At 32.3% G+C, this 17,897-nt stretch carries 3 protein-coding genes; all 3 read right to left on the reverse strand.

The genetic code is table 11. From position 1 onward, the window contains the following. Positions 1–15: 15 nt before the first annotated feature. The 3 genes from D1818_RS14165 to D1818_RS14175 are packed head-to-tail and all read right to left on the reverse strand — an operon-like array spanning position 16 to position 17,809. Entirely contained in the window at positions 16–2,148 is a 2,133-nt protein-coding gene (locus D1818_RS14165) for an aminotransferase class III-fold pyridoxal phosphate-dependent enzyme (RefSeq protein ID WP_118459659.1), read from the reverse strand. Next, on the reverse strand, positions 2,111–14,428 hold the full coding sequence (locus tag D1818_RS14170) for a non-ribosomal peptide synthetase (protein WP_118459660.1): 12,318 nt from the start codon (positions 14,426–14,428) through the stop codon (positions 2,111–2,113). Before D1818_RS14170 ends, D1818_RS14165 begins: the two co-directional genes overlap by 38 nt. A gap of 36 nt (positions 14,429–14,464) precedes the next feature. After that, a complete protein-coding gene (locus D1818_RS14175) occupies positions 14,465–17,809 on the reverse strand; it encodes a non-ribosomal peptide synthetase (RefSeq protein ID WP_118459661.1) in 3,345 nt (1,114 codons plus the stop codon). Positions 17,810–17,897: the final 88 nt, after the last annotated feature.

The following is a 17,897-nucleotide window of genomic DNA, read 5'->3' on the forward strand; positions in this document are numbered from 1 at the left end:
ATAACTTGCTCATGATTAAAACTTAGTATGAAATCTTGTTAACATATATTGTTTTATTCCTACCCAGATATAATACCATTTTGGTACATTGACCACTTTATCGAGTCCTTCAATCAGCTGTTTTGCTTCCTTGTCAGACATATTTAAAGGAGGTAACATTCTTCCGTAATATGTTATTATCTTACCTTTTTTATAAAAAATATGCGTAATTATGTTGCTAATTCTGGAAAAAGAAAAGAATTTAAAAGGATATTTTTTCATATTAAGATTAAACCTGATGTGTAATCCTGACATTTCTACATTTCGATAGTATGGCGAATTCGCAAAAATCTTTTCTATACTTGTCTTAAGATATAAAGATTGCTTTTTCACATTTTCTGAGATATTATTTTCTTCTAGAGTATTTAGTACATTCCCTGCTAGATGAGCTGCAAGCTGATTTTTAAATATTTCTTCATAAAAACAAACAACTTTATTATTAGTATTAACAGCTCTTTTGTAGACACCCTCGGACATCATTGTTAAAGATACTGGGAGAGTCATATTACTTAATGCTTTTGAAAAAGTTATAATATCCGGTTTTATTTTAGTTTGATGAATACTCAAAAAATTCCCTGTTCTATATACGCCATGAAGAATTTCATCTACACCTATCAAATAGTTGAAAGTTTCTTTATATTTATTAAGTAGGGATATTAAATCTGGTGGTAGTTTTAATAAAACACCACCCTGGATGTACTCGAACCATACCAGAGCTACTTCATTTGTTTTTAATACTTTTTCTAAATCATACCTAGCAGAACCCGCAAAAGGGTTGATCATCTCTACTTCTGCATATAAAGGTTCAAAATTACTATGATCATCAGAAGTACCATTAATAGCTACCAATGTTTTACCTGCATAGTTTCCGCTAAATACAACTATTTTCTTTTTTCCTTTGTTAGCTAACAATGCCATGATAATGGCAGTTTCTACAGCACTGGCTCCACTATTCCCCATAAAACCAACATCTAACCCTGTCTGTTGTGCCATAGATGCCTCAAGAGAAGCAAAATAGTCCACATTAACATTATGTTTGTCAATAACCTCAGTAATTATTTCATCCCTATTATGTCCTATCAGATTACATCCAGAGCCTCCTACACAATCTAAATATTGTTTTTGACTTGGTTTCTTTTCTTTATTAGTATAAAATTGTGATCCCGAAACCTTTTTAAAATTCATTGGTGTAGTTGTCCTAAATAACACATTAGTATATCTATTGATATAAGATGCTGCCATTTTATACTTAGCTCCAGAAGATGTTTCCACCTTCTTAAATTTTTTGAGATACTTTTTTTTATGGAACTCCATAAATTCCTTCCGAATTACTTTTCTAACATAGCTCAAAACCATTCCATTACCTCCATATGTAGAGGAATGAGTTAAACAGGTATCCAAAGAGTTCCAGGGTTTATATATAGTATCTCTGGTTGAGAAAGCTCCGAAAGGAAACTGGTTATCACTCAATGCTTCTCCCCATACTACACAATCAAATTGTTGAAGGAAATTATCTCCAAAACTGTGTATTTTATTAATATCAACCCCACTAAGATCTAATACTGTAACTATTTCCTTCCTTTTTATTTGTCTAATTATTTCAAAAACTTCTTTTTCATCGTTTTCTTGATAAATGGAGATTAGAACTATTCCAGGATTATTTTTTTCAATCGATTCCTGAATCATTTTTAGTCTTGTATAAAAAGTAATTCCAGGAATTAATGCTTTTTCACAACCTTCCTGTAGTGGATCAAACAAAAACTGATAACGTTGTCCAGCATCGTAAAAAACTACTTCCCCTTCTTCTTTTTTATAAATTTCCTTTGAGGCAGTACGAGCTATTTTTATGGCTCCATGAATGGCTTCGAGATAAGAATTAGCAAAAAAGGTTTTATATTTTTCCCGTTTTTGATAATTATTAATAATCTCGCAGAGCATAAAGGCAACTTGAACCGTTTCTTCAAACACTGGGTTAATAGATGATAAAAAGGTTGGTGCCTTGCGACTGATTCGATTCTTAATATGATCTAACTGCTCTTCAGAAGCTTGTCTTAAGATAGGTGCCGTCGTCTTAATCTTGGGATACCCAAAAATTAACTGATCTTCCATAATCTAACATTAGTTTTATTTCTTTGTCTTTTACCTGATTCCACTTGAATCCGACTTTATTTAAAATATATTCAGTTTCCTCACTACAAACCACATGCAGTGCTCTTTGTTCTTGTTCGGCATCAAAAATGTTTAAATGAAGTAGAAATCGATTGATGAGTTCAGTATACTGGTCATATTTTATGAATACATTTTCTAAAAATTCTCTGGCATCTAAAGCCTCAACCTTAAAATTGTTTCTGTTTAATGCTTTTACAAAATTTTTATTGGGTAATAGGTATTCATTTTTTAAGTGGAAATTTCTATTCTGAAGTGCTTTTTTATCAAACAATTTTATAATTCCTTCAGCGACTTTGTCTATGCACGAGATTTCAAAATTGATGTCACTATCAATTACAGCTTCAAGAAATAAATTTGCTCTTATTTGATTATAAAATGCATTGTTTTCGATGTTCTCCTGAAATTTACCTGTCTTACTATGGTAACTCAAATTTCCTACTCTATAAATATTTACCTGTATGCCATCTTTTCTTGCGACGTCAAATATCCTATCTGCTTCGAATTTACTTTTTGTATAATTATTAAGATGATGTTGGTTTGTATCCGTTTCCCGTTCTGTAAATATGACATTAAGCCCCTCATCCTCAATATCTCCATCTACATATCCTGCTATACTCAATGTTGAAACATGATGAATTGTTTTTTGTTTTTTGAAAGTTGAAAAATCAATAATTCTATTGATAGGATGTGTATTCACATTCATGAATTCCTCCAGCTCTCCATAGTGCTTTACATTTGCTGCACAATTGATTATTGTGTCCGAAACTTCTGCCAAATCTTGATATGTAGATTCATCTAATCCAAACATATCCTGGCTGATATCCCCTTTATACACTTGTATCCTATTTTTAAAACTAGTTATATCTTCTTCAAAATAAAATTGAAATTTGGTATGGAGTTTTTCAAACGCTTTTTGCTGATTTTCTGCCCTAACAATTACTGTTACTATTTCTTTTCGTGTATATAAAAGTTCATACAACACATGAATACCTAAATACCCAGTTGCTCCAAACAAAAGTACATTCTCATAATCCAATCGTTCTTTATAATTAATTTTTCTGAGACCTTTAATTTGACTCAAATACGCTTTCTTTTGTTTTTTAATTTTGGTTTCATTTTCTTTCTTTTGTTTTTTGATTTCCTTAGAAGCTACCTGTTCTGCTAATTCCTGAACTTTTAATTTGGTTATATATGACTCCAGTTTATTCTTTAAATAGTTCTTTTCATAACTTATATTTTCTACCAGCTCCTGAATTGTCTGATATTGGAATATATCATTGATATCTACCTCAAAGTATTCTTGAAGTTTAGCAACCAATTTTATTGCGAGTATAGAGTTTCCACCTCTTTCGAAGAAATTGTCACGAATACCAATTTTTTCTGTCTGTAAAACTTCAGCCCAGATGGATGCTACTTGTTGTTCTATATTGTTTCTTGGTGCGATAAAATTATTCGTGTTAAAAGTTGCGATATTTGGCTCTGGTAGTGCTTTCCTATTTATTTTCCCATTAATTGTTAGTGGAAAAGATTCCATTTCTACAAATAATTGAGGTATCATATAATCAGGGAGTTTTTTCTTTAATGAGTTTTTAATTATACTTAGTTCAATATCATTGCTTATAGAGATGTAGGCAACAAGTGTTTTGATGTTTCCTTTTTCTTTTATTAATACTACTGCTTGTTTTATTAAATCAAGCTCTTCTAATTCTAATTCAATCTCACTTAATTCTACCCGATATCCTCTTATTTTTACTTGTGTATCTTTTCTTCCTATAAACTCTATTCTTCCATCTGGCATCCATCGTGCTAAATCTCCTGTTCTATATAATTTTGATTTATTATCAGGGTCAAAAGGATTCGTAATAAATTTTTCCTCTGTTAATTTATCCTGATTTAGATAACCTCTTGCCACTTGTGTTCCTGAAACACATAATTCTCCTAAAACTCCAATAGCGCATAACTGATCAGACTCATTCAGTATATAAACTTCTACATTATAAAGAGGTTTACCAATGGTTATCTTATCTTCTAATGTGATTGGATTAGTAGACATAGCAATACCTATGGTATTTTCTGTAGGTCCATAGCCATTAACTACTTGTACTCCTTTTTTGTTTAATTTTTTAGCAACTTCTTTATTGAGTGCTTCTCCTGCTGATAGAATAATTTTTAAACTACCTAAATCATCTGATAACTCTGTCTGATAACTAGGAGGAAGTGTTGCTATAGTTATCTTTTTTTCTAATAAAATATTGATTAATTTGGTTTTAGAATAAATATCTTCTTTACTAACCATAACTAGAGAGGCACCTGTGTTTATAGCTGTAAAGAGTTCTGACACAAATGCATCAAATGCAAAAGATGCGAATTGTAATATCGTATCTTCTTTCGTAATTGACATTAATTCTATCTGATTACAAACCAAATTAGTTACTCCAAAGTGCTCAATCATCACTCCTTTAGGTTTACCCGTTGTACCTGAAGTATAAATAATGTAAGCTAATTGGTCACTAGTTATATTTACCTCTTTTGAGATAGGGTTTGTATATGTTAACTTTTCTTCTACATCATCTGTATCTATATAATGATAATAAGAAAGCGGTAATTTTGTAAATGTATCTGCTAATTCAGAATGCGTTATAATTCTTTTCGCTTGTATATCTTCTAAGATATAATGGATTCTTTCTATCGGATATTGAGGGTCAATGGGTACATACGCAGCGCCTATTTTAAGAATTCCCAAAATAGCAGTTATCATATCCAATGATCGTTCTGTACAAATAGGTATCAATTCGTTTTCTATAGCTCCAGATTCCCATAACATGTTTGCAAACTGATCCGATCTCGTATCTAACTCTTTATAAGTAAGCTCTTTATTGCCAAAATATAATGCAACAAGATTAGGTGTGTATAGAGTTTGTTTTTTAAATAAATCTATTACAGTTTCTTTTGGATATTCCTTCTTTCTATTATTAAATTCATGTAGTATTTTATGTTTTTCTGAAGGAGTTACCATCTGAAATTTGTCCAAACTTTCATCAGGATTAGTAAGTATTTCATCAATCAAAATTTTATAATGTTCCGCAATCTTATGTATTGTTTCTTGAGCAAAAAGTGCTGTACAATACTCGAACATTACAAATAAACCCCCTTGATTTTCTGTTATACTACAAGTAAGGTCAAAGGTAGAATTAGTGTTTTCTATAGGTAAGGGAGAGATTTTTGATGACCCAAGATTAATTTCTTCTATTTGCTCATTGTTTTGCATAATGAACATTATCTGAAATAATGGGTTTCTACTTCTATCTCTTTCTACTACTAATTCGCTTACTATTTTCTCGAAAGGGACATCCTGATATTCTAAAGCCTCTGTAGTTGTTTTTTTAACAATTTCTAAATATTCTGAAAAACTCATTTTACCATCTAGGATACTTCTTATCACTACAGTATTTGCAAAATATCCTATTAAATTGGCTATTTCTCTCTGTGAGCGATTTGCAACCGGAGTTCCTATACTAATATCCTGTTGACCAGAATAACGATATAGTAATACTTTGAAAACTCCCAATAACCCCATAAACAGGGTAGCATTGTTCTTGGTAAAATATTGTTTTAAAGATATTGTTATATCTAAAGGAATTTCAAAATGATATGATGCACCTTCTGTTTGTTGTATTGGTGGTCTAAGATAATCTGTCGACAAGATATATGGAGTGGCTCCATTTAATTGTTCTATCCAATAATGCAATTTATTATTTAATGTAGATCCTGATAAGTGTTGTCGTTGCCAAATACTGTAATCCAAATATTGAATTGGAAGTTTAGACAAATTGTTATTCTCATTTTCGATTCCTTCCTGATAATAATACTCTAATTCTTTTATAAAAATTGGTACAGACCATCCATCAGATGAAATGTGATGAAATACAAAGGTCAAAATAAAAACATTATTTTCTACAGGTATAATATCTGTTCTTAATTTGAAATCTACTGCTAAATCAAAAGGCTTAGTGATTATTGTTTTAATTTTATCATTTAAGAATTCAGTATTATCCTCTATCTTATGATGAATAGTAATATTATAGTAGTTCTCATCTAAAAGTTCTTGATAGGCCACTCCTTCTTTTTCGACAAATATGGTTCGTAAGGCTTCGTGGCGATTAAGAACTTTTTTAATAGATGTTAACAACACTTCGTCATCCAGTATACCTTCTACTTTTAAAACAATAGGACTGTGATAAGCTACAGTACCTGCTAATTGATCTATAAACCATAGTCTTTCTTGTGAAAAGGAGAGAGGAATATTCTCTTTTCTATCTTGTTTGTGAATTTTTGGTAATTGTATGGCTTGTTTGTTTTCGATGTACTTGGCCATTTCTTTTAATACAGGGTATTGAAATACAGTTTCTACTCCTAAATCTATTTTCAATGTTTCCCGTAACTGACTTATAAGTCTAATCGCAAGTATTGAATGTCCTCCTTGTTCGAAGAAATTATCTTCTATCCCAATTGAATCTATTTTTAATACATCTTCCCATATAACTATAAGTTGACTCTCTGCGGCAGTATACTCAATAGATAGTACTGATTCAATTTCTTGATTGCCTGGTTTTGGCAGTGCTTTACGGTCTATCTTACCATTAGGAGTTAGCGGAAATGACTCTAACTGAATAATAAACGATGGAATCATATACTTAGGTAACAAACCCTCCAATTCTGATTCTAGTAATAGCTTGTCAAACTTGTCGGAACAAACTACATAGCTTATCAAACGTTTACCTCCACTAGGATCTGAATCTGCTAATACCAATGACTGATCCACCATTTCTAAAGATTGCAACCCAGATTCTACATCGCCTAACTCTATGCGATAACCTCGGATTTTTACCTGGTTATCCTTACGGCCAATAAAATCAATGCTACCATCTCTTAACCATCTTCCCAAATCTCCTGTACAATACAAAACACCTTCGCCAAAAGGATTATCAATAAAACGTTCTTTAGCTAATTTTTCTTTATTCAAATATCCCGCAGAAACACCATCTCCTCCTATACATATCTCTCCTGTTACTCCTATCCCACATAATTGAAAACTATTATTGACTATATATATCTGAGTGTTGCTGAGAGGAGAACCTATTGGAACACAATTCTCAGACAATGAATCAATCAATTGACTAGTGGCGTATACAACGGTCTCTGTTGGACCATATACATGTACTAATCTGTTAGGCCCCATCACATCTAACGCTCTATTTACATGATCTACAGATACTAACTCTCCTCCAAATAATAGCCTACGAACTCCCGACAAGCTGCTTACATTATAATCTACCAAAGCATTGAATAAAGCTGTTGTTAAAAAACATACATCTATATTTTGTGTTACCAAAACCTCAGATATTCTAATGGCGCTAGAAGCATCCTTATCCTCTATTAAGTGCAATGTTCCTCCCCGCAATAAACAACTAAAGATCTCATAAATAGATCCATCAAAAGCAAAATTAGACCATTGTAAAACTCGGTCTCCAGATTCTATGCTTATACAGCCTCCATCATACACTAATTTCATGATGTTTTTGTGAGTTACCTTAACCCCTTTGGGAACTCCCGTACTTCCGGAAGTATACATAATATACGCCAAAGAATCTTGTACAAGATTTACATTGAATAATTCAAATTCATCTATCTTAATTTCATCAATTGGTATAAAATCAAAGTCTTTAAGATCCTTTTCTATAATCAACGAAATATCTGTGTACAATATCTTTTCTATACCCGCGTCTTCTAAAATATAATTTAGACGTTGTGTAGGGTAAGCATTATGTAAAGGAACATAGACTCCTCCACTTCTTAATACTCCTAAAATACCCACAATCATATCTATTCCCCTTTTAGCTAAAATCCCCACATTGTTTCCTATAACATCATTATCAGATTGTAAACGACTAGCTAATGCTCCTGAACGAATCCATAAATCTTTATAACTTATTTGCTCTTCGTTATGCGTTAATGCTATCCCATCTGGATTTTGATGTACTTGCTCATTCAAAATATCAATTACTGTTCTTGTGGATGGATAAGTAGTTCTCGTTTGATTAAAAGAACTTAACAATTTAGCCTCTGAGTTTGATAGATAATTAACATCCTGAAGTGTTTGGACTTCCAGAATTTGTTGTAAGACCTGATCAAAGTGAGATTTTATTTGTGAAACTGTAGCATCCGACAAGATTTTTGAGTTATACTTAAATCCCACCTCCAAGTTATTTGGTGACAAATGAGAAGATATCGATAATGCGTAGTTTGTCTGTTCATCAGCCAGAATATTTTCTATGACCAGATCTGACTGAATCGAAGTTACATTATCTATTGGGTAATTCTCAAAAACTAAAATACTATCAAATAAACTTCCAGTAAACCCTTTTTCGCTTTGAATATCAGCAAGAGAATGATATCCATATTCTTCTCTTGAAACAGCATAGGTTTGTTGAATCGACTGTAGCCAATCAATACAACTTTGATCATTTTCAATTCTGGTACATAAAGGGATCGTATTAATGTATAATCCTACTCTAGATTCAATATTTTCTATTGATGAAGGTCTTCCGGAAATTACTGTACCAAAGACCACCATATTATTATCGGTATATCGGGATAATAAATATGCCCAAACTCCTTGCAAAATAGTATTAACGGTTATACGATTTGATTTGGCAAAAGATTCTAAACTATCCACAAACACTGAATCTTTAGCTAGAGTAACTGTTGTATTACCGAATATTTTATTGGTGATACTGGTATCTACAAATGGTAATAATGAAGGGGCTTCTACTTCTTTTAGATACTCTTTCCAATAATGGACAAGATCATACTTAGACTTGTTATTCAGATATTTAATATAGTCTTTATAACCATCTTTATAATTCCTGTTTTTTATATCACCTTTATTTAATCCTGTGTAAATAGATAGCATTTCGCCCAGAATTACAGGCAATGACCATCCATCTAATAATATATGATGATTGGTAAAAATCATTTTGGTTCTCTGATCTTCTAAATGCACAAGCGTGAGTCGTATTAAAGGAGGATTTTGCAGGTCAAACGGTTTTTTTGCATCTTCTTCTATAAAGCTTACAACTGCTTTTTCCTGTTCTGGTTTTTCCAAATGCGTATAATCCAATATCGTAACAGGAACTTTTACCTGCTCATATACACATTGTACCGGTACTTCAAAAACATTATGGAAAAATGCTGTTCTTAATGCACTATGTTTATCACTTAGTATCCTCCAGGATTCTTCAAAACGCTTCAGATCTAATGAACCTATCAAATCCAAACTCATTTGCACTACATAAGCGTTGGCATTAGCCTTATATAAACTATGAAACAGCATTCCTTCCTGTAGTGGACTTAGCTCATAAATATCTTCAATAGATAAGTTACTTTCTTGATTTTGAATAAAATCATTAAGCCCTATCATATCTATCTTACCACTAAGACCATAATCATGTGGTGTTTTAATTGGTGCCTCAATCCTTGAACACAACTCAATTATCTCACATAAGTTTTGTTTAAAGGTTTCTGCCAATTTAATAATAGTATTGTCTTCAAATCGATTGGCATCATAACTCCAGACAAGTTGTAAGGTTTCATTTATAACACTACCATTAATACCTAGTTTAGTAGAGTTTTTATTTTCTAAACTAATATCTTCTCCTTTGGATTCTTTGGCAAATGAGAAAATATCATTATCTACATTTGTCTGAAATTGCCCTAAATAATTAAATATTATTTCTTCTATATTTTCTGACAACTCATCTCTAATCTCCTTATCTTGATGAAGGTATCTTAGTACTCCATATCCTATTCCTTTATTGGGGATCGAACGTAATGTTTCTTTTACATCTATAATGGTTTCCAAGATCCCTTTTGGGTTTTTAGCAAGCGAAACCGGAAATAATGTTGTAAACCAGCCTACAGTATGACTTGTATCCATATTATCAAACAATTCTTCTCTTCCGTGTCCTTCTAATCCAATTCTTATATGGGATCTTTCTGTCCAGTCACATAAAGAAATGATAAGGGCAGATAACAGCAAGTCATTTATTTCTGTTCCTATTGCCTGATGACATTCTTTTAATAGGGTACTAGTACGGTTTTTATCTAACTTAATGGCATAGGTTTTGGTTTCGGAAAAAGTAGTAATACCTTTATAATCTTTGTCAACGGGAAGTGTGTTTTTATGAGTTAAAACAGATTTCCAAAAAGGTCTTTCTGATTGTATAAAATTACTTTGCGCATACTCCGATAGTTGTTTTTGCCAATCTCTGTAGGAAGTAGTTTTAAAATAGTTTAGTTCGGATTGATCATTATACAAATCCAGTATGTAGTTTGATAAATCTTCCAGGATCAACCTCCAGGAAACACCATCAACAACCATATGATGAATAGTAATAAAAAGCCTATTACCCTCTTGATTTTCTGGAGTTTGAATCCAAACAAACTTTGCTAAATCCTGAACTAGAGATAATGATGATTGATAAGAAGTGCAGATCACTTGAATGTGCTCTTGCTGATTTTGTTTTACATCTACATATTCTGTATATAAAACAGGGATAGTTTCTGTAAAGGTTCCTATATATTTTCCTTCTTGTTTTTTATATTGTAACCTTAAGCAATCATGTTGTTTGAATAGTATTTGTATTGCTTTTTCTATAAGAGCACCGGTATACTTCTTAGGAACTGTAACTAATACCGATTGGTTATAGTGATTTTTATTATTTAGATCTTTTTCAAAAAATGAGGATTGAATCGGTAATAGGTCAATGTTTCCTTGAAGTGGTTCCTGATTTTTCTGAGTCGTACTATTGTTTTTCACACAAATTGCCAGATCACGTATAACCTGGTATGCAAATACATCTCTTACTTTTAGAGAGTACCCTTTTTTTCTTGCTCTATTTATGAATTGAATAGCGATAATGGAATCTCCTCCAAGAGTAAAAAAATTATCATTGACACCTACCTGATCAATATTTAATAGGTTTTGCCATATCTCTGCAAAATCCTTTTCTTCATTAGATTGAGGTGCTATATATTTTTCTCTTGCTAACGAATCAAAGTTAAGGTCGGGAAGTTGTTTTCTATCAACCTTACCGCTAGAAGTTAAAGGAAATTCTTCTATCTGAATATATAGACGAGGAATCATATACTCAGGTAGATATTCTTTAAGTTCATTTATTAATAAAGATGTATCAAGAACTTCATCTGATTTAATATATCCTATAAGCCTCTTAGTATTTAAAGAATCTTCTTTTACCGATACAATGGCTTGTTTTACTTTGGGTAATCGTTCGAGTTGTACTTCTATTTCTCCCAATTCTATTCGATATCCTCTGATTTTTACCTGCGCATCTTTTCTTCCAACAAATTCAATATTACCATCAGGCAACCATTTTACAGTATCTCCTGTTCGATATAAAAGACTGTCTATCCTTTCTTCAAAAGGGTTTTTAACAAATTTCTCTTCTGAAAGTTCTTTTCTATTATGATACCCTTCTGCTAGTTGGCTCCCTCCAATACATAATTCTCCTTGTACACCAATTGGTACAGGAACTATAGAAGAATCAACTATGTATAATTTTACATTATGCAACGGTTTACCTATAGGAATGCTATTAGTTAGATAATTTTTCGAATTATCTATCGTATAATGACTAGTGTATACGGTATTTTCTGTAGGTCCGTATATATTTACCAATTGAGTTGACAAACCTAAACTCTTATATTTTTCTATCAATAATGGAGGTAAAGCTTCTCCAGCCAAAAAAATATATTTTAAACTTGGAAACTCTACTGGATCATCTATGCTAGATAATGTATCCAAAAATGCTGAAAACAATGATGGCACCATCTGTAATTGTCTGATATTATAATTTTTAGTATAATCAATCAATTTCTGGACATCCTTATCATACTTTGTTGGATACATTACCAAAGTAGCTCCTCTTAATATCCATCCGAATATTTCATATATTGAAACATCAAAAGAAATTACAGTTTTAAAAAGTAGACGATCATTATTATCCAATGGATAATTTACCGACATGGTATTTAATAATGTATGTAGTGATCTATGGGTTATCTGCACTCCTTTTGGGTTTCCAGTAGTTCCAGAAGTATAAATTACATAAGCAACCTGATCAGGTATTATCTCTTGTTTGGAGAAATTGATATGTTTATTTACGCTATCGTGTAATTCATCAAAATATAGCGTATTGATATTATCAAGATTTTGACATAAATCCTTCCACTTAGTAGTACTTATAATAATAGCCGCGTCTATGTCCTGTAAAATAAACTTCACTCTATCCAGAGGGTTTTTAGGGTCTACAGGTACATAAACTGCTCCTACTTTTAGAATTGCCAGTATACTAATAATCAAATCAGAAGATCTATCCATACATACTGGAATCATGTCTCCTTTTTCTACACCTTTACCGATTAAAATCTTTGCAAATTGATTAGACTTAAGATCAACTTCGCTATAAGAAGTTGATTTAGACTCATTAATTATAGCTTCTTTTTCTCCATAATACCGTAACTGTCTTTCAAAAACATCCAAAATAGTTTGATCAGGATATATAGCTTCATATTGATTAAATTCTTTAAGGATTTGGTTTTTTTCTTTATCAGAAAGAATCTCATAACTACTGATCTTATCCTTAGGAGCTGATACTATTGCTTCTAACAAGTTCTGAAAATGTGCCGCCATACGTATGATCGTAGACTCATCGAATAAATCAGTACAATACTCAAACGAAAAACCAAGCTCATCTCCAGAATCAGCAGCATACAATGTCAAGTCCTCCTTTGCCACAGCATAATCATAAGCCTCAATATCAACCTGAGATGAACCAAAACGAATATCCGATATACGATCATTATTCTGTAACACTAGCATGGTCTGAAATAAAGCTGACCTGCTCTGATCACGCTCCAATCCTATTTCACTTACTATTTTCTCAAAAGGAACCTCCTGATGATCATAAGCCAATAGTGTATCTAGTTTTACAGCCTGTAAAAACGAAGTGAAATCCTGATCACAATCCAACTGGGTACGAAGAGCCAATGTGTTTACAAAAAAACCTATCAAACCCTCTATCTCTTGATAACCCCTATTCGCAACAGGCGTACCTACACAAATATCTTCCTGACCCGTATAACGATGCAATAGTATCGTATAACTCGACAGTAAAAACATAAATAAACTACAATCCTCTGATTGAACCAGATCCCGAATACATCTACTTAAGTTACTATCTATACTAAAAGAATAACTCGAACCACGAGTACTCTGAATTGAAGGACGAACATAATCTGTGGGAAGCTCTAATACTGGAACACCTGACAAACGATCTTTCCAAAAAGACAATTGAGAAGATAACAAATCAACCTGAGAATCTGAACGTTGCCAAATACTATAATCCGAATACTGAATCGGTAAATCTGGTAAATCAAAGGATGCTCCTGCTAATAAATTATTATAAAAATACTGAAGCTCATTAAACAAAATAGGAATCGACCAACCGTCTGAAGCAATATGATGTAATACTAATACAAGAGCATATTGATCCAAACCTAAATCATAAACACCGACACGAAGCATATAATCTCCACTCAAATCAAACGGTCTTGCTATAAATGAACTAGTATTATTAGTAAGCAAACTCTCATCGATCTTTCCTAAATCCATACATCTAAAATCTGATGAAGGTTTTAACTCCTGATATGCAACTCCATCTTCTTCACTAATAACAGTACGAAGTGCCTGATGACGATCAATCAAAGACTGAAAAGACTTCTCTAAAATATCAATGTCTAAAGAACCTGAAATACGAAAAATAATAGGTATGTGATAGTGTAAACTACCTGATAACTCGTCTATAAACCATAATCGCTCCTGAGCATAAGATAAAGGAATACCACATAAATCATCTCCAGTATAAACAGAAATGGTTTTTCTATTATTTTGTGAGTTTTTCTTAAGAAAAGAAATAATCCCGGATTTATTCTCCTTTAGTTCTCTTAACAAGTCCTTGTCGATAACTTTTCCTTCTTCTACTTTAATATTTAACTCTTCTCCCTTTAGAAAAACAAATACTCCATCTTTTTTTGCCTGATGGATTAAATTCAATATATCTAGTTTAGTTTCGTTAATCATACCTTATTGTTATATACCTTTCTTCAATAGTTTTACTTAAAGGCTAAAAACCTCAAATGTTTTTGTAATCGTTTCTTTTTCTTCCTGCGGCAACAGTAATTCTATATATTTAGAAAGATTTCCTATAGTGCTATATTCAAATATTGCCTGCACTTTAATGTCCAAATCATACAAGGATGATAATTGAGAGGCTAGTCTAACAGCCATTAATGAGTGCCCTCCCAGCTCAAAGAAATTATCTTCGATTCCTATTTTCTTTCTGTCTAACAGTTTTTCAAGAACACTTACTAATTCTATTTCAATTGGAGTAGCTGGAGCAACATAAGATTGCCCTTTCAAAAGTTTTATATCCGGTTTGGGTAACCTATTCTTATCAATTTTACCATTAGGAGTAATCGGAAACTCTTCCAGATAAATAAAACTTAAAGGGATCATGTATTCAGGCAACAAGGATTTCAATTGAGTTTTTATTGTATGATCATCAAACTTTTTACCTGTATAATATCCTACTAGATATGGGTTGTTATTGTTTTTTTGAGTTACAACACTGGTATCTGAAACCCCTTTTATACGACTTAAGTGACTTTCTATTTCACCAAGTTCTATTCTGTAGCCTCTTATTTTTATTTGATCATCTGCTCGTCCTATAAATTCAATATTCCCATCTTCAAGCCATCTAACCATATCTCCTGTTCGATATAGTTTTTGATCCTTACTAAAAGGGTTAATGATAAATTTCTCTGAGGTCAATTTTTCATCATTAAAATAGCCACGAGCTAGGCTATCTCCTCCTATGTATAATTCACCAATTGCTTTTAAAGGACATATTCTCATTAGATCATCCATAATGTACAAAGTCGTATTAGATATAGGCTTTCCTATAGATATACTATCTGTGCTTCCATTTTTAACTGGATAAAAAGTGGCAACTACGGTATTCTCTGTTGGTCCATAATTATTGTATAATTCGATACTTTCATTATCTACAATTTTGGTAAGTGCCTCACCACCAACCAATACTTTTAACATATGGTCTGTTTTATACTCAGAAGCAAAATCTGTATATAATGAGGTGGGTAAATAGGTGTGTGTAATTTTATGGGTTTGTATAAAATCCGCTAAATCTCTAATATTTAAGCGAACAAGTTCTGGTATTGGAAAAACACAACTTCCGGAAGCTAAGTATGGGAAAAGTTCCCAAACAGAAGCATCAAAACCAACTCCCGAAAATAATGTTGCATGACTGTACTCATCTACTTCATATTCTTTAATATGCCATTGACATAAATTCATCAATGATCTATGTTCGATCATTACTCCTTTAGGTTCACCGGTTGTTCCTGATGTATAGATCACATAAGCTAACTGGTCTTTTTTTATAATCGGAAGCGTTAGCTGATCAAAAGAATTTGATTTTCTAAGGATATTTTCTAAGCTAATAATCGATATCTCTGATTCTTTTACTAAATCATGATTAGAAAGAATATATTTTGCTTTTGTGTTTTGAATTATAAATTTAATTCGATCCTTAGGATAAGCTGGATCTATCGGCACATAAGCTCCTCCAGATTTTAAAATTCCTAAAATACCTGTTACAAGTTGCCAAGAACGATTTATACAAATTGGAATAAGTTCTTCTTTTGTGATTCCGGTTCCAATTAAATACTTTGCGATCCGGGTTGATTTTTCATCTAACTCTTGATATGTCATTTTAATATTTCCCTCTTGAATAGCTATCCCTTGGGGATTGATATTTGCCTGGTTTATAAAAAAATCTAATACCGTACTATTTTTTAGAAATGGAAATCGGGTTGTGTTAAACTCTTTAAGGATTTGGTTTTTTTCTTTATCAGAAAGAATCTCATAACTACTGATCTTATCCTTAGGAGCTGATACTATTGCTTCTAACAAGTTCTGAAAATGTGCCGCCATACGTATGATCGTAGACTCATCGAATAAATCAGTACAATACTCAAACGAAAAACCAAGCTCATCTCCAGAATCAGCAGCATACAATGTCAAGTCCTCCTTTGCCACAGCATAATCATAAGCCTCAATATCAACCTGAGATGAACCAAAACGAATATCCGATATACGATCATTATTCTGTAACACTAGCATGGTCTGAAATAAAGCTGACCTGCTCTGATCACGCTCCAATCCTATTTCACTTACTATTTTCTCAAAAGGAACCTCCTGATGATCATAAGCCAATAGTGTATCTAGTTTTACAGCCTGTAAAAACGAAGTGAAATCCTGATCACAATCCAACTGGGTACGAAGAGCCAATGTGTTTACAAAAAAACCTATCAAACCCTCTATCTCTTGATAACCCCTATTCGCAACAGGCGTACCTACACAAATATCTTCCTGACCCGTATAACGATGCAATAGTATCGTATAACTCGACAGTAAAAACATAAATAAACTACAATCCTCTGATTGAACCAGATCCCGAATACATCTACTTAAGTTACTATCTATACTAAAAGAATAACTCGAACCACGAGTACTCTGAATTGAAGGACGAACATAATCTGTGGGAAGCTCTAATACTGGAACACCTGACAAACGATCTTTCCAAAAAGACAATTGAGAAGATAACAAATCAACCTGAGAATCTGAACGTTGCCAAATACTATAATCCGAATACTGAATCGGTAAATCTGGTAAATCAAAGGATGCTCCTGCTAATAAATTATTATAAAAATACTGAAGCTCATTAAACAAAATAGGAATCGACCAACCGTCTGAAGCAATATGATGTAATACTAATACAAGAGCATATTGATCCAAACCTAAATCATAAACACCGACACGAAGCATATAATCTCCACTCAAATCAAACGGTCTTGCTATAAATGAACTAGTATTATTAGTAAGCAAACTCTCATCGATCTTTCCTAAATCCATACATCTAAAATCTGATGAAGGTTTTAACTCCTGATATGCAACTCCATCTTCTTCACTAATAACAGTACGAAGTGCCTGATGACGATCAATCAAAGACTGAAAAGACTTCTCTAAAATATCAATGTCTAAAGAACCTGAAATACGAAAAATAATAGGTATGTGATAGTGTAAACTACCTGATAACTCGTCTATAAACCATAATCGCTCCTGAGCATAAGATAAAGGAATACCACATAAATCATCTCCAGTATAAACAGAAATGGTTTGTGCAGACCTGACTCCCTTAAAATCATTCTCAAAAAAGTGAATAATTGCTTCTTTATTTTCTCTTATAATCTCCGAAAGGTGATCTGATAATTTAACACCTTTATTTTTCTTCATTCCTAATCGTCCATCTTCAACAAATAATTGAATACCTTCTTTTTTTGACGATCGAATAATGTCAAGAACATTGTTTGTACCTGTCATACTATATATATTGCTTTGTGTAGTCTTTGAATCTTATGCTTTTACGAAATTAAAAGTTGATTCATTTGATTTATAGGATCTCTAATAT

This window comes from Aquimarina sp. BL5 (genome assembly GCF_003443675.1).
Taxonomy (GTDB): Bacteria; Bacteroidota; Bacteroidia; order Flavobacteriales; family Flavobacteriaceae; genus Aquimarina.